This window comes from Streptomyces sp. NPDC001231 (assembly GCF_042896885.1).
In the GTDB taxonomy this organism is placed as follows: Bacteria; Actinomycetota; Actinomycetes; order Streptomycetales; family Streptomycetaceae; genus Streptomyces.
Window position 1 is genome coordinate 151,356 of the sequence record NZ_JBIAXS010000010.1, and the last position, 17,763, is coordinate 169,118.

The 17,763-nt window shown below is 73.4% G+C and carries 10 protein-coding genes and 1 pseudogene; 6 read left to right on the forward strand and 5 right to left on the reverse strand.

Annotated features, from left to right (window positions below; all coding sequences use genetic code 11):
- The first annotated feature begins 21 nt into the window (after positions 1-21).
- From ACFY3J_RS14810 to ACFY3J_RS14820, 3 genes are all read left to right on the forward strand, one after another.
- Entirely contained in the window at positions 22-1,428 is a 1,407-nt protein-coding gene (locus tag ACFY3J_RS14810; RefSeq protein ID WP_390840988.1) for an SWIM zinc finger family protein, read from the forward strand.
- Complete coding sequence (locus tag ACFY3J_RS14815; RefSeq protein ID WP_390840989.1) at positions 1,425-4,082, forward strand: DUF6493 family protein; 2,658 nt, start codon at positions 1,425-1,427, stop codon at positions 4,080-4,082. The genes ACFY3J_RS14810 and ACFY3J_RS14815 overlap by 4 nt, the downstream gene beginning before the upstream one ends.
- 162 nt (positions 4,083-4,244) lie before the next feature.
- Complete coding sequence (locus ACFY3J_RS14820; RefSeq protein ID WP_390840990.1) at positions 4,245-5,696, forward strand: GNAT family N-acetyltransferase; 1,452 nt, start codon at positions 4,245-4,247, stop codon at positions 5,694-5,696.
- Positions 5,697-5,763: 67 nt separating this feature from the next.
- On the opposite strand, the gene ACFY3J_RS14825 is transcribed toward ACFY3J_RS14820, so the two are convergent.
- Positions 5,764-6,981 (reverse strand): trans-sulfuration enzyme family protein, encoded by a 1,218-nt coding sequence (locus ACFY3J_RS14825; protein ID WP_384181671.1) that lies wholly within the window; start codon positions 6,979-6,981, stop codon positions 5,764-5,766.
- A gap of 59 nt (positions 6,982-7,040) precedes the next feature.
- On the opposite strand from ACFY3J_RS14825, the gene ACFY3J_RS14830 reads away from it, so the two are divergent.
- Together ACFY3J_RS14830 and ACFY3J_RS14835 are read left to right on the forward strand one after the other, a co-directional pair.
- Positions 7,041-7,547: an Lrp/AsnC family transcriptional regulator gene (locus ACFY3J_RS14830; RefSeq protein ID WP_141363100.1), complete on the forward strand. Its 507-nt coding sequence runs from the start codon at positions 7,041-7,043 to the stop codon at positions 7,545-7,547.
- Between the two features lie 64 nt (positions 7,548-7,611).
- Positions 7,612-9,303: a DUF885 domain-containing protein gene (locus ACFY3J_RS14835; protein ID WP_384181673.1), complete on the forward strand. Its 1,692-nt coding sequence runs from the start codon at positions 7,612-7,614 to the stop codon at positions 9,301-9,303.
- 730 nt (positions 9,304-10,033) lie between these two features.
- Here the strand turns inward: ACFY3J_RS14835 and ACFY3J_RS14840 are convergent.
- The 3 genes from ACFY3J_RS14840 to ACFY3J_RS14850 all read right to left on the reverse strand — a co-directional run bounded on the left by ACFY3J_RS14840 (position 10,034) and on the right by ACFY3J_RS14850 (position 15,020).
- A complete protein-coding gene (locus tag ACFY3J_RS14840) occupies positions 10,034-13,027 on the reverse strand; it encodes an AAA family ATPase (RefSeq protein ID WP_390840991.1) in 2,994 nt (997 codons plus the stop codon).
- The gene (locus tag ACFY3J_RS14845; protein WP_390840992.1) at positions 13,024-14,187 is read right to left on the reverse strand and encodes an exonuclease SbcCD subunit D; all 1,164 of its coding nucleotides are present in this window, start codon (positions 14,185-14,187) and stop codon (positions 13,024-13,026) included. Before ACFY3J_RS14845 ends, ACFY3J_RS14840 begins: the two co-directional genes overlap by 4 nt.
- Before the next feature lie 695 nt (positions 14,188-14,882).
- Entirely contained in the window at positions 14,883-15,020 is a 138-nt protein-coding gene (locus tag ACFY3J_RS14850; RefSeq protein WP_390840993.1) for a hypothetical protein, read from the reverse strand.
- Positions 15,021-15,654: 634 nt separating this feature from the next.
- Here ACFY3J_RS14850 and ACFY3J_RS14855 point away from each other — a divergent pair.
- Positions 15,655-16,857, forward strand: coding sequence for a hypothetical protein (locus ACFY3J_RS14855; RefSeq protein WP_390841014.1), 1,203 nt, complete (start codon positions 15,655-15,657; stop codon positions 16,855-16,857).
- Between the two features lie 4 nt (positions 16,858-16,861).
- Here ACFY3J_RS14855 and ACFY3J_RS14860 read toward each other — a convergent pair.
- Positions 16,862-17,556 (reverse strand): annotated as a pseudogene (locus ACFY3J_RS14860) (IS701 family transposase); the annotation flags it as partial.
- Positions 17,557-17,763 lie beyond the last annotated feature (207 nt).

Below are 17,763 nucleotides of genomic sequence, written 5' to 3' on the forward strand. Positions count from 1 at the left end.
GGTCGCCCCTACGGTTTTTCCATGACGCGATCCTTGCAGGCCGTGGCCTATTCCCGACCCTCCGTGCTGGAGCCCGCCACGGGCGGACAGCGCCTGGGACTCGAGACGTCCCGGGGTGCGACACCCTCGGGAATCCAGGACCATCCGCGGTTCTTCTCAGGCTTCCTGACGTCCCCTCAGGTGGCCTCAGCCGGGCTGCTGGCGGTGGCGGACGTGGCGGCCGCCCGCTACTACCAGCCGCAGTTGCGCGCCTCTCTCGACCCGGTGGTGACGGGGAACGGCGACCGGCTGCGCTTCGAGTCCTTCTCCGGCTGCTGCGGGGTGTACGCGCGTCTGGACGTGCTGCGCCCGGGCCTGGACGGCGGCGAGGTGGGACACGGCACGACGAACGTCGACGTCAACAACCCGCTGCGCGAGGCGCTGTCCCGGATCGGCTCGGACGATCCGCTCCACATGCGGGTGGGCCCGGAGGAACTGGCCGTGACCACCCTGGACGGACCCGTGGTGGAGAAGAAGGTGCCGCTGCCGGACCGTTGGCTGCGCGGGTTCGCGGAAGCCCAGGTCATAGCCGCCGGCTTCGATCTGCGGGCCGAGCTGCCGGCGACCGAGGCCGTGCGGTTCCTGCGGTCGCTGCCGCGGAGCGGGCCGCGGGGTGCCGGGGGCGGTCCGCGGTGGGTGGTTCCGGCGGGTCGCGCGCTGCGGCCGACCACCCGGCCCGTGCCGGGCGCGGTCTGCCTGCCCGGGCCCGAGCGGCTCGCCGCGCTCCAGCGGGTGCTGCGCCATGCGACCGCCCTGCGCGTGTACGGCCCGGCGGTCGCGGGCGCCGCCGCCACGGCCAGTGCCTGGGAGGCGGTCCTGCCCGGCATGCGGCTCACGCTGACGCTGTCGCCCGACGCCTCGCGCGGATTCTCCGGCGAGGGCGGGGTGCTGGACGCGCTCGCCACCGACGAGGCGGCCGAGGACGCGGAGCTGATCGCGGTGCTGCTGGCCTGGGAGCCCCGCGTCGACGTCGCCGACCTCGCCGCCGCCTCCGGGCTCGCCCCGGAGCGGGTCCGCGCGGCGCTGGTCCGGCTCGGCACCTCGGGCCGGGTCGGATACGACACCGCGGAGGCGGCGTACTTCCACCGCGAGCTGCCCTACGACGCGGATCGCGCCGAGCGGCACAACCCGCGTCTGCGGGCCGCCCGTGCCCTCGTCGCCGCGGGAGCGGTCGCCCTGGACGGCGCCCTGGCGACGGTGACCGCCGAGGACGGCCACGCGCACCGGGTGCGCGAGGAGAAGGGCGTGCTCAGCTGCAGTTGCCAGTGGTGGGCGAAGTACCGGGGCGGACGCGGGCCGTGCAAGCACGCGCTGGCGGTGCGGATGACGCGGCGGGGCGCCGCCGTAGTGGAGCAGGACCTGGCACGAGTCGACGGGGGTGTGCGATGACAACGCTGACGGAAGCGGTGCGGGCCGGGCGGACGGCCGAGGTGGTCGGTCTGCTGGACGCCATGACCGACGCCGGACGCCGGGCTTTCTTCCCGGAGTTGAAGGCGCTGCGCAAGGAGCTGAGAGCGACGCGCTGGGACGCGCCGTCCCGCCGCGCGTATCCGGCGCTGTACGTGGCCGGGGTGGCGTGCCAGACGGGCGCGGCCGGCGTGGCGAGCTGGATCGCGGCCGCCGACATGCGCTGGCCGGGGGTCTCCCCCGCGGTGCTGCTCCGCGTCCTCGCCGACCGGGAGACCGACTGGCTCGCCGATCTGGCGAACCGGCTCGCCCAGCGGCCCGCCACCGCGCAGGTGCCCTACGAGCTGATGTCCGCCCTGGTGCGCCTGGCGGGCTGCCCGGTGCCGACGACCGACGCCTACGTGCGGGGCTGGGTGCAGCAGGTCGGCGGCAACTGGCGGCAAGGCAACACCTTGCTGGAGAGGCTGCGTACGGACCCGCACCTCGCGCCGCTCGTGGCCGCGCTCTTCGAGGTGAACGACATCGGCGGCCTGCTGGAATGGGCGGCCGACGAAGGACACGCCAGCTGGCACGGCGCCCTCGCGCAGCTCACCGCGGAGGGCCCGCTCGACCGGAGGGCCACGGTCGACGCCTGCGTGGCCCGCCTGCTGCGGGGCGGCACGAACGCCGACCACCGGGCGTTCCTGCGGGTACTGACGTCCCTGGCGCTCACGCGCGAGGAGCAGCGGGAGCGGGTGGCCGACTGGGTGGCGCTGGCCTCGGACGCGGTGTCTCCGGTGGCCTCGCACGCCCAGTCGGTGCTGGGGGCGCTGGCCCTGGACGGTCAGTTGACGCACCGTCACCTGGCCGAGGTGTCGGAGGCGGTGCTGTTCCGGCCGGAGCGCAAGCTGGTGCGGGCGCAGCTCGTGCTGCTGGGCAAGGTGCTCGCCCGGGACGCCTCGGCGGCGGACGAGCTGCTGCCCGCCGTCGCGCAGGCCTTCGGGCACGAGGACGCCGGTGTGCAGGAGCGGGCGCTCAAGCTCGCCCAGCGGCATGTGAAGAAGGTCCGCTCCGCCGAAGTGCGCGCCGAACTCGCCTCGGCCGCCGATGAGTTGAACCCTCCGCTGCGCGCTCAGGCGGTCCGGTCGCTGGGCGCGGCACCGGCCGAGGTGACCCCGGCGTACGAGGAGGTGCTCCCCCTGGTTCCCGAGCCGACACGTCTCGCGCCCGCGGCGGCCTCGGTCGTCGAGCTCGCCGAGGAGGTGGGGGCCGCACTGGCGTCCGACACCGATGTGACCGGCTTTGAACGTGCCCTGGACGGGCTGGTGCGCCACGCCCACCGCGATCGGGACGCCCTGCTGGAGGCGCTGGAACCGGTGGTCTCCCGCCGATGGTGGGACGGCGCCGATCCGTTCCACAACCTGCGGCTGGAACATCAATTCGGCGACGCCCGGGGCGGCTTCGACGGGTTCGCAGGCCTGGATCTGCTGCTCATCACGCTGCGGGGAAAGCTGAGCACCGCCAGGCTGCACGCCGCGATCCGGCCGGGAGCACCGCACCGGGCCTGCGCGCACGGCGCGCTCTCCCATGCCTTCGACGCCCGCCTGTGGGAGGTGGCGTACCGGATCCGCACGGATCCCCTGCCGTTCCTGCTCTCGACGCCCACCTGGAGCACGGGCCTGCTGGAGCCGGACGAGCTGGTGGAGCGGCTCGACGTGTACCGGCGTCTGGAGGCGCGTGTGTCGGCGGCCGACTTCGCGCAGGCGCTGCTGCGGGTGCGGCGCGGGGACCGTCCGGCGGCAGCGGCCGCCGCGGAGCGCGCGGCAGCCCTCGGTACGGCGGAAGGAAGGCGACTCGTCCACTGGCTGACCACCGGCGCTCCCGTGCTGCCGGCGATCCGGCGCCGCAGTTCGGGGCCGCGCATACTGGCGGAGTCCGGTGAGCTTCCCGCGCTGCAGGAGGACCTCCCCGATGCCTTCCGCGCCCTGGGCAGGCCGTCCAGCGCCTTCGCGCACAGCCGGTACTGCGCCCACTGGAGCGGCTCCGCTCACCCCCACTGGCTGGCCGTGCTGCCCGAACTGCGCGAACTGGTGGCCGTGCGGATCCTGCGGGACCTGTCCGCCGTGGCCGTGGACGACAGCCGGGGCGCGGCCTCCGTCCTTCCGCTGCTCGCCGAGTCCGGCGGCGAGGCGGGTGAGGCGACGCACCTGTGCGTGGCGTACGGACTGGGCGCCCGGCACCCCGAGGACCGGCTGGCCGCCGTAGACGCGCTGCTCGTCCTCGCCGCGCGTGGACAGCTGGACGCCGCCCGCCTCGGCGCGGACCTCGGTGAGCTGGTGCGGCACGGTGCGGTGAAGCCGCTGCGGCTGGCGGAGTCGCTGCGCACGGCCGCATCCACCGGGGCGTACGCCACCGTGTGGGGCCTGCTCGGCCACGCGTTGCCGCCGCTGCTCTCCGACCTCGCCGCCGACGGACCGGCCGGTCCGGTGCGAGGGCTCGGTGATCTGCTGGCCGTCGCGGCCGAGTGCGCCGAGCGGTCCGGTGCGCGGGGCGACCTGCCGCACCTGGCACGGGCGGCGGACCGGCGCGGCTCGTCGCGCCTGGTCGTGGAGGCCCGCCGGCTGCGCGGCGCGCTGGCCACGGAGGTGGCCGCCTGACCCGGCGCCCGCCGGGCTCGCCCCTGGGAACCGCCGCCGGAGACAACCACGAAAATCAGCTACGAAAGGTGCGAATATTGCTTTACTCATCGGTCACAGCGCGTTCGTGATCACGCAACACCGCTCCGTCACAGTGGCCGTATGACTCGAGAAGTGTCGAACATGACGTGGTCGAAGCACGGTCGCCGGGCACATCACTGGCGGCGGGACCTGGTCGAACTGGCCGCGCTCTTCACGGCTGTCGCCGTGGCCGACGGGGTGGCCAACCTGATCGGTCACGGCCCCGATGGTCCGGCCCTGCTGGTGATCTCGGCGTTCGCGCTGGTGGCCACGGCGGCCTTCCACACCTGGTGGGCACGGCGCCACGGTCACGCCCCGCCCGCGGACGATACCGGCACCCGGCCGCTCGCCGCCCAGCAGGCCGGGCCGTCCGCCGCCGGTCCCGCGGCGGACGAAGCGGCGCCGGGCGACCGCACGCTGTGGCGGATGCGGACGACCGTGCAGGACGCGCCCGGTTCGCTGGCCTCGCTCTGCGCGGCGCTGGCGACCCGGCACGTGGACATCCTGAGCCTGCAGACGCATCCGCTGGCCGAGGGCACGGTGGACGAGTTCCTGCTGCGCGCTCCCGGCGGGCTCGAGGCGTCCGGCATCACCCGGGCGGTCGCACTGGCCGGCGGCGCCGACACGTGGATCGAGCGGGCGGACGCGCACGACCTGGTGGACGCGCCGACACGGGTTCTGGGCCTGGCCGCGCGCACGGCGCTCGACGCGGCGGAACTGCCGCTGGCCCTACGACAGTTGCTGGGGCGGTGCACCATCCGTTCACTGCCGCACCGGCCGGCGGCGGCCGGGGACCCGCAGGACGTGCCGGCCGAGGGGGTGCTCGAGGACACGGTGATGCGGCTGCGGTCGCCGGAGGGCGGGACGATCACCGTGGAGCGGCCGTATCTGCCCTTCACGCCCACCGAGTTCGCGCGGGCGCGCGCCCTGGTGGAGCTGGACACCCGGCTCGGACCGCGGATTCCGCGCGGTCAGGACGTGCTGACGCTGCCCGAGGGCGAGGCGATCACCGTGCGCAGGGCCGACACCGGCGACCTCGCGGCGGCCAGGGCGATGCAGGCGCGCTGCTCGGCGCGCACCCTCGGTCTGCGCTACCACGGGCCGGTCGGCGACGCCGACCGCTATCTCGACCACCTGCTGAGCCCGCGGTTCGGCCGCACACTGGCCGCGCGAACCGCCTCCGGGCGGATCGTCGGCCTCGGTCATCTGCTGTGGGACGGCGACGAGACGGAGGTCGCGCTGCTCGTCGAGGACGCCTGGCAGCGCCGCGGCGTCGGCGGCGAACTGCTGGGCCGGCTCGTGGCGATGGCCGTCGAGGCGGGCTGCGCGAGCGTGTACGCCGTGACGCAGGCGGCCAACACCGGCATGGTCGCCGCAATGCGGGGCCTGGGCCTGCCGCTCGACTTCCAGATCGAGGAGGGCACCGTGGTCATCACGGCCCGGCTGGACGCGACCCCGGTGGCCTCCCGGCTGCCGTACGACGCCGAGCGGGCAGAGGCCGAGCAGGCACCGCACGAGCAGGCACCGTACGAGTGGTCCCGCCCGCGGGACTGAACGGCGGCCCCGGAGGGTCCGCGGCCAAGCACAGGGTCCGGCCGCGCGCCCTCCGGGCCGGCCCCACTCAGCTCATCGCCTGGTGCAGCCCCCTCACTTGCGGCTGTCCCGGCCGCGCCCCAAGCGCCCGGTTCAGGTCGGCCCACAGGTCCTCGACGTCCTCCAGGCCCACCGACATCCGCAGCAGCCGGTCGCCCACCCCGGCGCCCCGCCGGTCGTCCGCGTCGACGATGCGGTGGCTGATGGACGCCGGGTGCTGGATCAGGGTGTCCACGCTGCCGAGGCTCACGGCCGGAGTGATCAGGCCGACGCCGCCGATGACGGTGTGCGGGTCGCCGTGCACCTCGAAGGAGACCATGGCACCGCCGATGGACGGGTAGTGCACCCGGGCGACGCGGGGGTCGTCCGCCAGGCGGGCGGCCAGTTCCGCCGCGGTGGCGGAGGCGGCCCGCACCCGGACCGGAAGCGTGGACAGCCCGCGCAGCAGCAGATAGCCGGCGAGCGGGTGCAGCACCCCGCCGGTGGCGAACCGCACCTGCCGCAGCCGTCCGGCGAGTTCCTCGTCGCAGGCCACCACGCCCGCCATCACGTCGCCGTGGCCGCCCAGGTACTTGGTGGCGCTGTGCAGCACCAGGCGGGCACCCTGCTCGGCCGGGCGTTGCAGCACGGGGGTGGCGAAGGTGTTGTCGACGAGGAGCGGCACGGAGCCGCAGGCGTGGGCGACGGCCCGCAGGTCCACCTCGGCGAGCGTCGGGTTCGCCGGTGTCTCGACCATGACCAGGCCGGTGTCCGGGCGCAGCGCGTCGGTGATCCCGGCCGGGTCGGTCCAGGTGACCTCGGTGCCGAGCAGCCCGGCGGTGAGCAGGTGGTCGCTGCAGCCGTACAGCGGGCGCACGGCGACGACGTGCCGCAGGCCCATGGCGGACCGGACGAGGAGCACCGCGCTCAGCGCGGCCATGCCGCTGGCGAACGCCACCGCGGCCTCGGTGCCCTCCAGCCGGGCCAGGGCGGTCTCGAAGCGGGCGACGGTGGGGTTGCCGAGCCGTCCGTAGACCGGGGTGCCGTCGAGTTCGGCGCCGTCGGTGGCGAAGGCGTCGATGCGGGCGGCCTCGGCGCGGCTGTCGTAGGAGGGGTAGGTGGTGGACAGGTCGATCGGCGGGGCGTGCAGTCCCTGCCGTGCGAGGTCGTCACGGCCGGCGTGCACCGCCTCGGTGGCCAGTGCTCTGGGTGCGGTGCGTACGTCGTCGTACGCGGGCGTGCTCGCGGAGTCCAAGGGCGTGTCCATGACCGAAGGGTGAACAGCGGCCGGGATGACGGGGACGAGGACCGTGCTACGTTCGCCGCATGGCCGAATCCGTCGTACTGGATCCGGTGGATCTGCATCTGCTGCGGCTGTTGCAGAACGACGCCCGGACCACCTACCGCGACCTCGCCGCGCAGGTCGGGGTCGCTCCGTCGACCTGCCTGGACCGGGTGACCCGGCTGCGCCGCTCGGGGCTCATTCTCGGCCACCGGCTGCGGCTCGATCCCGCCAAGCTGGGCAGGGGTCTTCAGGCGCTGCTGTCGGTGCAGGTCAGGCCGCACCGGCGGGAGCTGGTGGGGCCGTTCGTGGAGCGGATCCGGGCCCTGCCGGAGTCGCTGACCGTGTTCCATCTGACCGGTCCGGACGACTACCTGGTCCATGTCGCGGTCGCGGACATGGCCGATCTCCAGCGCCTGGTCCTGGACGAGTTCACGGCCCGGCGGGAAGTGGCCCGGGTGGAGACCCGGCTGATCTTCCAGCAGTGGGACTGCGGCCCTCTGCTGCCGCCCGGCGCGCAGCCGGGCACGCCCTCGGCGAAATCGGACTGAATACGGCCCGATGCCCGGTACCCCGGACTGACGCGAGCCGCCCTTCCGTACGAGGATGGTCGGCATGTCACAGACCAAGAGCCCGCTGCCCCGTCAGGTCGCCGACGCCTACGTCGACGAACTCATCGCCCTCGACCCGATCACCGGTACCTATCTCGGCGTGAAGGAGAGTTCGAGCAGGCTGCCCGACACCTCGCCCGCCGGCCAGCAGGCGCTCGCGGACCTCGCGCGCACCACCCTCGCCCGGCTGGACGAGGCCGAGCGGCAGCCCGGCGCGGACAGTGACATCGAGCGCCGCTGCGCCCGCCTGCTGCGCGAGCGCCTGACCGCGGAACTGGCGGTGTACGACGCCGACGAGGGCCTGCGCACGGTGAGCAACATCCACAGCCCGGTGCACTCGGTGCGCGAGGTGTTCACGATCACCCCCAGCGCCACCGACGAGGACTGGGCCGCGATCGCCGAGCGCCTGCGGGCCGTGCCGGCCGCGCTGCGCGGCTACCGCGAGTCCCTCGCCCTCGGCCTGGACCGCAAGCTGTACGGCGGCCCTCAGCCGACGGCGATCTTCATCGAACAGCTCACCGAGTGGTCGGACACCGACGGCAACGGCCGCGCCTGGTTCGAGGACTTCGCCTCGGAGGGCCCCGAGTCCCTGCGCGCGGAGCTGGACGAGGCCGCCCGCGCGGCGACCGCGGCCGTCGTGGAGCTGCGGGACTGGATGCGCGACGTGTACGCGCCGACGATCGGCGACGCACCGGACACGGTCGGCCGTGAGCGCTACGCCCGCTTCTCGCGCTACTTCAACGGCACGGACCTGGACCTCGACGAGGCGTACGCGTACGGCTGGTCGGAGTTCCACCGGCTGCTCGGCGAGATGAAGCAGGAGGCCGAGAAGGTCCTGCCCGGCGCCGGGAGCCCGTGGGTGGCCCTCGCGCACCTCGACGAGCACGGTACGCACATCGAGGGCGTGGACGAGGTTCGCCAGTGGTTGCAGGACCTGATGGACGAGGCGATCGAGGCGCTCGACGGCACCCACTTCGAACTGGCCGAGCGGGTGCGGAAGGTGGAGTCGTGCATCGCCCCGCCCGGAGGTGCCGCGGCCCCCTACTACACGGCGCCGTCCGCCGACTTCTCCCGGCCGGGCCGGACCTGGCTGCCGACGATGGGACAGACCCGCTTCCCGGTCTACGACCTGGTCTCGACCTGGTACCACGAGGGCGTCCCCGGCCACCACCTTCAGCTCGCCCAGTGGGTGCACGTGGCCGAGAACCTCTCGCGCTACCAGGCCACGGTCGGCGGTGTCAGCGCCAACGCCGAGGGCTGGGCGCTGTACGCGGAACGTCTGATGGACGAACTCGGCTTCCTCACCGACCCGGAGCGGCGGCTCGGCTATCTGGACGCACAGATGATGCGCGCGGTCCGCGTCATCATCGACATCGGCATGCACCTGGAGCTGGAGATTCCGGCGGACTCGCCGTTCCACCCGGGTGAGCGCTGGACGCCGGAGCTGGCGCGGGAGTTCTTCGGCGCGCACAGCAGCCGTCCGAGGGACTTCGTGGCGAGCGAGCTGATCCGCTATCTGTCGATGCCCGGCCAGGCGATCGGCTACAAGCTGGGCGAGCGGGCCTGGCTGCTGGGCCGGGAGAAGGCCAGGCAGCGCCATGGCGCCGCGTTCGACGCGAAGGCCTGGCACATGGCGGCCCTGTCACAGGGCTCGCTGGGCCTGGACGACCTGGTGGACGAGCTCTCCCAGCTGTAAACCCCCGGGGGCGGCCGGCCTCCGGCCGCCCCACGCCGATCCCGCGTCCCTCGCTGCCCCACGTCCCGCGCGGTTCCGCTCTCGCGCCTGACCCGCGTCCCCGCCGATCCCACGTCCCCCGCCCGTCCCGCTCACGCGCCGGTTCCGTTTCCCCCGCCGGTTCCGTGTCTCCCGCCGGTTCTGCGTCCCCCGCCCGTCCCGCTCACGCGCCGGTTCCGTGTCTCCCGCCGGTTCTGCGTCCCCCGCCCGTCCCGCTCACGCGCCGGTTCCGTGTCCCCCGCCGATCCCACGTCCCCCGCCCGTCCCGCTCACGCGCCGGTTCCGCGTCCCCCGCCGATCCCACGTCCCCCGCCCGTCCCGCTCACGCGCCGGTTCCGCGTCCCCCGACGGTTCCGCGTCTCCCGCCAATCCCACGCCGTCTCCCGCCAATCCCACGCCCCACGCTGGTCCCGCTCCCCCAGCCGTCCCGCGCGCCCCGCGCTGGTTCCGCGTCTCCCGTCGATCCCGCGCCGCCACCAATCCCGCATTCCGCGCTGATCCCGCGTCCCGTGCCGATCCGCACTCCACGTCCGACCCACCCGCGACGGTTTCGCTCTCCCGCCTGACCCACGTCCCCCGTTGGTCCCGCACCCCCCCAGCCGCCCCGCACCCGCGGCCCGTCCCGCGTTCCCCCACCCGTCCCGCGTGCGGAGCGCCGTGCCTGCGGTTGTGAACCACCGCTCCGGGACGCTCAGCCCGCTCCGCGCAGCCGTACGGTCGATCCCGACCTGCTCTTGACGACCTCGAGTTGGGCGTGGACGCGCCGCCGCAGGTCGGCGACATGGCTGACGATCCCGACGCTGCGGTCGCGTTCACGCAGGGCGTCGAGGACGTCGAGGACCTCGTCCAGGGTCTGGTCGTCGAGGCTGCCGAAGCCCTCGTCGATGAAGAGCGTGTCCAGACGCACCCCTCCGGCCTCGTCCGTGACGACGTCCGCGAGACCGAGGGCGAGGGCGAGAGAGGCGAAGAACGTCTCGCCGCCCGACAGGGTCGCCGTGTCCCGCTCCCGGCCCGTCCAGGCGTCGACGACGTGCAGTCCCAGACCGCTGCGGCCACGGCCGGCGCGGTCGTCGGAGTGGACGAGGGTGTAGCGGCCGGACGACATGCGCCGCAGGCGTACGGTCGCGGCGGCGGCCACCTGTTCCAGGCGGGCCGCGAGGACGTAGGACTCCAGGCGCATCTTGCGCTCGTTGTCGGCCGAGGTGCCCGCGGTGAGGGAGGCCAGGCGGGCCACGCGGTCGTACTCCTCGCGCAGCGGAGCCAGCCGGCGCATGCCGGTCGCGGCGCGCGCGGAGAGCCGGTCGAGTTCGGCGCAGCGGCGGTCGGCGGCGTCCCGCGCGGACGCGGCCTCCCGCAGCCGCCGGTCCGCGGCGGCCTCGGCTGCCTCCGCTGCGGTGGGGTCGGCGGGCGGCAGCCCGGCGGCGGCCGCGGTGTCGGCCTCGGCGAGGACCGCGCGGACGGCGGCCTCCTCGGTGTGCCAGACGTCCAGGCGCCGTTGCAGCTCACGGTGGGCGGCGTCGTCGAGGAGGGCGGCGGACGCGGCCTCGGGGGTGTCGAAGCCGGCCCGGAAGGCGGCCTCGGCGAGCCGTCCGTCGGCGGCCTTGAGCCGCTCGGCGCTGTCCTCGGCCGTGCGTGCGGCGTCGGCTGCCTCGGTGAGCAGTGCCGCCCGCCGCTCCAGTTGGGCGGCGCGCGCGGCGACGGTCTCGGCGGCTCCCCGGGCTTGGGCCAACTCCGCCTCCAGGGCGGCCTTCTCGCGCTCCAGGCTGTCCCGCTGGGCCAGCCGCGAGGTGGCTCGGAGTTCGGCCTGCCTGCGGTCGGTCAGCCGCCGCTCGCGCTCCTGCTCGGCCCGGTGCAGCTCCTGCTGTGCCGCGTGCAGGGCAAAGGCGTCCCGGCGGGCCCGAGCCAGCTCGGCCTCCAGTTCCCCGGCTTCGTCGACGAGTTGTGCCGTGGGGGTGTCGCCCGCCTCGGCGGTGGCGGCGGCCAGCTCCTCGCGGACCGCGCCGAGGCGGCGCTCGTCCAGGACGCGCCGCTCCTCGGCGGCCTGGTGGTCGCCGAGCGCGCGCTCCTCCGCCTCGCGGTCGACGTGCCCGGCGACCTTGCGCGCGGGCGCGGGGTGTTCGGTGGCGCCGCAGACGGCGCAGGGCTCCCCGTCGGCGAGGCTCGCGGCCAGTTCGGCCGCGATGCCGTTCAGTCGCTGCTCCTTCAGGTCCAGCCAGTGGTCCTTGGCGCGTGCGGCGGCTTCGGCGGAGGCGAGCGCCCGCCGCCGCGCCTCATCGGTGTCCGCGGCCAGTGAGTCGCGCACCCGGGCGGCGGCGAGCCGCTGCCGCGCGGGTTCCAGCCGCAGGGCGAGCCGCTCGGCCAGGGCGGCCGCCTCCTGGGCGGTGTCGATGCGCGCCTGCAACGCGGGCCGGTTCGTCTCCCATCCGGCGAGCCAGGCCTCGGCCTCCTGGAGGACGTCGTCGTCGGCGCGTTCCTGCCGGTCCGCTTCGTCGCGGCCGGCGACGACGTCGGCCAGGCGCCGCTCGGCGCGGCGGGCCGACTCGAGTCCGCCGAGCTCCTCGGCGGCGCGGCGCGCGGCGGCGGCCAGTCCGGCGGCGCCGGCGTCGGCGAACTCCGCCGGGAGGACCGCACGCGCGCGTGCCTCGGCGGCTGCCGCACGGCGGTGCGCGGCGTCGGCGGCCTCGCGCAGTTCCAGCGCCGGTGCCACCGTCCCGGCCTTGCGCCCCCGCTCCATCCGCGCCTGTGCCTCCCGGTGGGCGCCGGCCCGCTCCGCCAGGCGCTCGGCGCGCTCCCGGGCCTCGGCGGACCGCCGTTGCAGCCGGGCCACTTCGCGTACCCGGTGCAGCGACGCCTCGGCGGCGGCATGGGCGGACTCGGCGGACGTGAGCCGGCAGCGGGCGACGGTCAGTTGCTCGCGCGCGGTGGTACGGGCGACTGCGGCCGCGGTCAGGACGGCCTGTGCCAGGCCGGGCTCGCCGGGCGCGAGTTCCGGCAGCTCCATGGCGTCGCCTGCCGCCTGCTGCATACGGTGCGCGTCGGCCAGCAGCGCGGCGTCGCCCTCGCGCACCCGGGCCTCGGTGGCGCGCCTGCGCTCGGCGAGGCGCTTCTCCACCTCAGCGAAACGGTGCGTGTCGAACAGCCGGCCGAGCAGCTTGCCCCGGGCCTCGGCGTCGGCGCGCAGGAACCGCGCGAAGTCGCCCTGCGGCAGCAGCACGACCTGGCAGAACTGCTCGCGGCTCATCCCGAGCAGCTGGGTGATCTCCTCGCCTATCTCCTGGTGGGAACGGCTGAGGTCCTTCCAGGCACCGGCCGTCGCGTCGTACTCGCGCAGCAGGCTCTGGGCCTTGTCGAGCGTCGTGCCCGTACCGCGCTTCTTGGGGCGCTCCCAGGGCGGCAGACGGGTGACCTCCAGCCGGCGTCCGGCGACGGTGAGGTCGAGGGTGACCTGGGTGCGAGTGCCCGCGGCGGCGTGATCACTGCGCAGGGTCGTGCCCTGCCCGCTCTGCCGGGCGCCGGGGACCGCGCCGTACAGCGCGTAGCACACGGCGTCCAGCACGGAGGTCTTGCCGGCGCCGGTGGGACCGTGCAGCAGGAACAGCCCGGCGGCCGACAGGGCGCCGAAGTCGACCGTCTGCGAGCCGCCGAAGGGGCCGAAGGCGGTGATGTCGAGCCGGTGCAGCCTCACCGCGCCACCTCCCGTACCGCCTCGTCCGCGCGCACCGCGTCGAACGTCTCGCGCAGCACGGTCCGTTCGTGCTCGTCGGGTGCGGCGCCGCGTACGTGGGCCACGAAGTCCTCCGCGATCTGCTGGTCGCCTCGGCCGGCGAGCCGGCGGGCGTAGGACACGTCCGGCTCGCCGGGGGCGCGTTCGGGCTCAAAGACGAGGCTGAGGGTGTGCGGGAAGCGCTCGGTGAGGCGGGCCATGGGTTCGGCGGGGCGGACCGGGTCGGTGAGTGTCGCCTCGACCCACGCCTCGCGGTGGCGGGCGAGGTCCGGGTCGGCGAGCAGGTCCTCCAGCGTGCCCCGGATCCGGGCCAGCGCGCGCGGGACCGGGCAGTCGACCCGCTCGGCGCCGGCGAAGCCGTCGGCGTCCAGGTCGATCAGCCACATGCTCTTGCGGTGGGCGGCCTCGGAGAAGGAGTACGGCAGCGGGGAGCCGGAGTAGCGCACGCGCTCGGTGATGGTCTGGCAGCCGTGCAGATGGCCCAGGGCGGTGTAGTCGACGCCGGCGAAGACGCCCGCGGGGACGGCGGCGACCCCGCCGACGGTGATGTCCCGTTCGCTGTCGCTGGGCCGGCCGCCGGTGACGAAGGCGTGCGCGAGGACGACGGAACGGGTGCCGTGGGCCCGTGTGGCGAGGTCGGCGCGGACCCGGTCCATGGCGGCGGCCAGTACTGCCTCGTGACCGGCGCCGTCGACCCCGAACTCGTCCTTGACCAGGGCCGGTTCAAGGTAGGGCAGACCGTAGAACGCCACTTCGCCGTGTGCGTCCGCGAGGACCACCGGGGTCCCGCACGCCGACGGCTCGGTGCGCAGGTGGATGCCCGCGCGGTCGATCAGCCCCGCGCCGACGCCGAGGCGGCGGGCCGAGTCGTGGTTCCCGGAGATCATCACCGTGGGCACGCCGAGGCCGGCGAGCCGGTGCAGCGCGTCGTCGAAGAGCTCGACCGCGGCCAGCGGGGGCACCGCGCGGTCGTACACGTCTCCCGACACGACCACCGCGTCGACGTCGCGCTCGCGCACCGTCGTGACGAGGTGCCCGATGAACTCGGCCTGGGCGTCGAGCATGTTCACGCGGTGGAACGCCCGGCCCAGATGCCAGTCGGAAGTGTGCAGAATTCTCAAGGCGCCACTCCGACCTGCATGTTTCTCCCTACTCCGCCCCTGGACCCAGCACCAAACCAGCACGGTCCTCGGTGTCAGCACCGACTACGCTAACGCCCGCCAGTACCTGATCCATCACGGACCTCAGTCTGCCACCGGCATCCGGCGTCAGATGACCATGGATGTCCTCGGCGATCCGGATGGTGGCGTGACCATGCCACCGCGATACCTCCAGCGGGGAGACCCCACCCGCGATGGCACTGCTCGCAAAGAAGGGGCGCAGCGTGTGCGCAGTCCACGGCTCGTCGCCGTACACGCCAGCTCTTTTCACTCTTACGAACTGGCGACGGAGCCGTATGAATCCGGATTCGAAGTCTGCATCACGAACGGCAAGGACGCCTAATCTCACCAGCGACAGCTCTCACGGCTTTCCCATCAGGCAGCGATTTCTCGTCAAGACGCTTCGTCTTCACTCGAGGAATGGCGGCAAGCGCCACCGGCGATTCGGGAATCCGCTTTTCGGCGACCGCAGATCGAAAGAGGGACCGAAGCGGAACCATCAGCGCATGACAAACGGTTCTGCGCGACAGCCCGGGCAGTGGTCATGGTCTCCATCCGTCTCGGTGATCGGGTGGTCGGCGTACGGCAGGGCGGCGGGCGGGATCGCGGTGAGAAATCGGGCCTCGCCTCGCCCGGTTGCCAGAGCCGTCATCAGGTCAGCGTCGGAACAGTTTCATCACCACGGTCCAAATGGGTTCCAGGACGGCTATCAAGACGAGGCCGGCGAACGCCAGGATGGCGCAGTACACCGTTCCGATGAGGAGACCGTCGCCGGGAGCGATGCAGATGTTCATGGGGTGGTCTCCTCGCGTGGATCTGCCGGCCTCTCGTGCTTCCGAGTCCATCAGGTACGCGATACGGCCGGGCAGGGGGTGTCGCGCGTTCGGGCGGTCAGCGTACGGGCTGTACGGGTTCGTGGCGATGGTGGTGGTCGGTGCTGGTCGACCTTGGCCGGGGTGGCGTCGAACCGGGACGGCAGGGGGAATCGCCGACCCGGACCCGGGACGCGAGGCGAAGCCGGGCCGGATAGAGGAGGTTCTGGGCCGCTTCCCGGACCGGGATTCGCATTCGGCGAGCTCGGCCCGCTTGAGATCCGGCCCACCCGCAGGATCCGGCTGGGCCGAACAAGGACACCCCTCATACTCCAGCCGTGGATCGTGACTTTGCTGGCTGGGGTGTCCTGGGGTATGCGTACGGCCACCAGTGAGCATCGGTGTGTGAAGACAGAGGAACAGCTGATGGCCGCAGGACCGCAGGACCGCGGGGTCGGCAAGCGCATCACCCCTCTCTCACCCGGCGCTCGCCCTGGTGGCAGACTTTCGATCTGCCGCACTGGCGCGAGGGGCGTCCGGGGGCAAGGGGGTGTGGCTTGTGCACGGGCGAGTGCATGACCTGGTGTGGGGGACGGTTCGGGTTGTCTTGGCCGTCGTGCTGCTCGGGTTGGCCTGGCAGATGGCACAGATCGCGGAGCGCGGAGGCGCAGCCGACCTCGCCTTCCGACGCCTGGAGATACGCGATACCGAAGGGCGGGACGCAGGCAGTCTGAAGGTGTGCGGGGACCGGTACCAGGAGCCCTTCTGCCTGCGGGCGGAGCACGTCACGGTGAACGACGTGATGCTGAAGCTGAATAAGAAGAGCGGGGCCCGCTACCAGTTCGAGTTCGGCCGGTCCGGCGGGCGCACGCTGGCTCTATCGCTGGACGTCAACAGCGAAGACCAGGACGTCGTCGAGGCCGCCAGTGGGCATGGAAAGGCGACCCTGTACTGGTGGCGTGACTCGTTGCGGCTTCTGAAGGTGTCGGCCGGCGGTCAGGAGCGGACGATCCGCGCAGCGCACTACCCTGGTGGGGAGTTCACGCCGCCCGCCGCATTCGGCGCGGTCCTCGCCGGGCTGGGCGTGGCGGCCCTGTGGGCGGGGCTGTGGCGGATCGTGCGTGGGGGTGCATCCCGGTTGAGCTGGCCGTGGCAGACGACGGCGCCGGGGGTGACCTTCACCCTGGCAGGGCTGGGTGGGGCCCTGGGCGCGCTGTTCGCGGCGCACTCACACTCAGTCCGGACGGTGGCGTGGACCGCGGGTGTCGTGGGTGCGGTGAGCGCGGTGGGCATGGCCAGCTGGGCCTACCGCTGGGCGCGGCACAGCTTGCCGGAGGTGGACCGGATAGAGCCGGTTGTGCCGGTGGACGAGCACCGCTTCCCGGGTGTCGTGTGGGGACCGGGTCCGTGGAAGGCGCTGTCGATCGGGTGGCTCCGGGCGGGCCCGCAGGGACTCGCCGCTGTGCCCCGCGGACCGGCGGCTGGTACCGGCACCTTCGGGATCCAGCCGTTCCCCGGGCCGTTGCGGCTGATCCGGGTGCGGACTCCGTACAGGGACGACCCGCTGCGGGTGCGATTCAACGGCTCCCAGCGTAAGTCGGACGGGGTGGATCAGGGGCCGTTCGCGGTCGTTGCCGAGTGCGAGGCCCTGGGCGGACCGACCCCCGGGGCGCGCGTACTGATCGGCGCGGACAGGGACGACATGCCCTACGTGCTTGGCGTACTGTCTGCTGCCGAGCCGTTCCAACCCAGCCAGGATGACCAGGACAGCCACGACATCCAGGGCTCGTCGCACGACGGCAGTACGGCGAGCTACTAGCTAAGGCTTGTTTCGGAAGTTGCTTGACCAGGTTGTCGGCGCGGACCTTCCCCGCCGGGGTGGTGATGTGGTGACGGCAGGAGACGGCCAGGACGTAGTTCTGTACCCGTCTCTCCAGGGACCTGCGCAAAGGGGTGTTGTCTCCGTAGACCTCGTCCCCGGTGACCCAGTGCACACGGATCCCGGCGTCCAGGGTTCGTTCGATCATCCGGACGGCGAGCTGAGGTTTCGTCGCGAATGTGCGGGTCTCGGGGATGCCGGCGGCCTGGCTCCAGGAGCGGGGCACGTAGAGCTCGCGGTCGACGGCGGTGTGTCCGCGCGGGGTGGAGTAGGCGAGGTAGACGGCGACCTGGCTGTTCTCGATGCGTCCGGCCGTACCGGTGTACTGGCGCTGCACGCCGACCGTCCGGGTGCCCTTCTTCAGGTCGCCGGCCTCGTCGACCACCAGGACGACGTCGTCGGTGCCGAGGTGGTCGACGACGAAGCCTCGCAGGTCGTCACGGACGGCGTCCGCGTCCCACTTCGCCCGCGCGAGCAGGTGCTGCAGGCCGTCCGGGGTGGCGTGGCCGGCATGCTCGGCGAGCGTCTCGGCCTCATTCAGCAGTTCTTCCTGGGCATGCTGGCCATCAGGCCGAGGACCAACTCCCGGGCATGCCTTCGCGGTTCGACACGGGCGAACCGCCCGGCGATACGGCCCATCAAGACCTCGAACGTCGCCCGCCAGCGGGCAGGTTCTAGGCTGTGACCTGCGGCCACCAGCTGTTCTTCTGTCTTCACACACCGATGATCACTCGTGGCCGTACGCATGCCCGACGGCAACCCAACCAGCAGGATCACGATCTACGGCTGGAGTAGAAAGGGGAGAGCCTGGCCGGGCACCTCCTCGAATTCGGCCGCCGTTGAGAT

What these genes read in the sequence shown, in the direction of transcription:
- ACFY3J_RS14810 (WP_390840988.1), top strand. Translation starts at nt 22, where the DNA reads ATGACGCGATCCTTGCAGGCCGTGGCCTATTCCCGACCCTCCGTGCTG.
- ACFY3J_RS14830 (WP_141363100.1), top strand. Translation starts at nt 7,041, where the DNA reads ATGGCCGAATCCGTCGTACTGGATCCGGTGGATCTGCATCTGCTGCGG.
- ACFY3J_RS14820 (WP_390840990.1), top strand. Translation starts at nt 4,245, where the DNA reads ATGACGTGGTCGAAGCACGGTCGCCGGGCACATCACTGGCGGCGGGAC.
- ACFY3J_RS14825 (WP_384181671.1), bottom strand. Translation starts at nt 6,981, where the DNA reads ATGGACACGCCCTTGGACTCCGCGAGCACGCCCGCGTACGACGACGTA.
- ACFY3J_RS14835 (WP_384181673.1), top strand. Translation starts at nt 7,612, where the DNA reads ATGTCACAGACCAAGAGCCCGCTGCCCCGTCAGGTCGCCGACGCCTAC.
- ACFY3J_RS14815 (WP_390840989.1), top strand. Translation starts at nt 1,425, where the DNA reads ATGACAACGCTGACGGAAGCGGTGCGGGCCGGGCGGACGGCCGAGGTG.
- ACFY3J_RS14850 (WP_390840993.1), bottom strand. Translation starts at nt 15,020, where the DNA reads ATGAACATCTGCATCGCTCCCGGCGACGGTCTCCTCATCGGAACGGTG.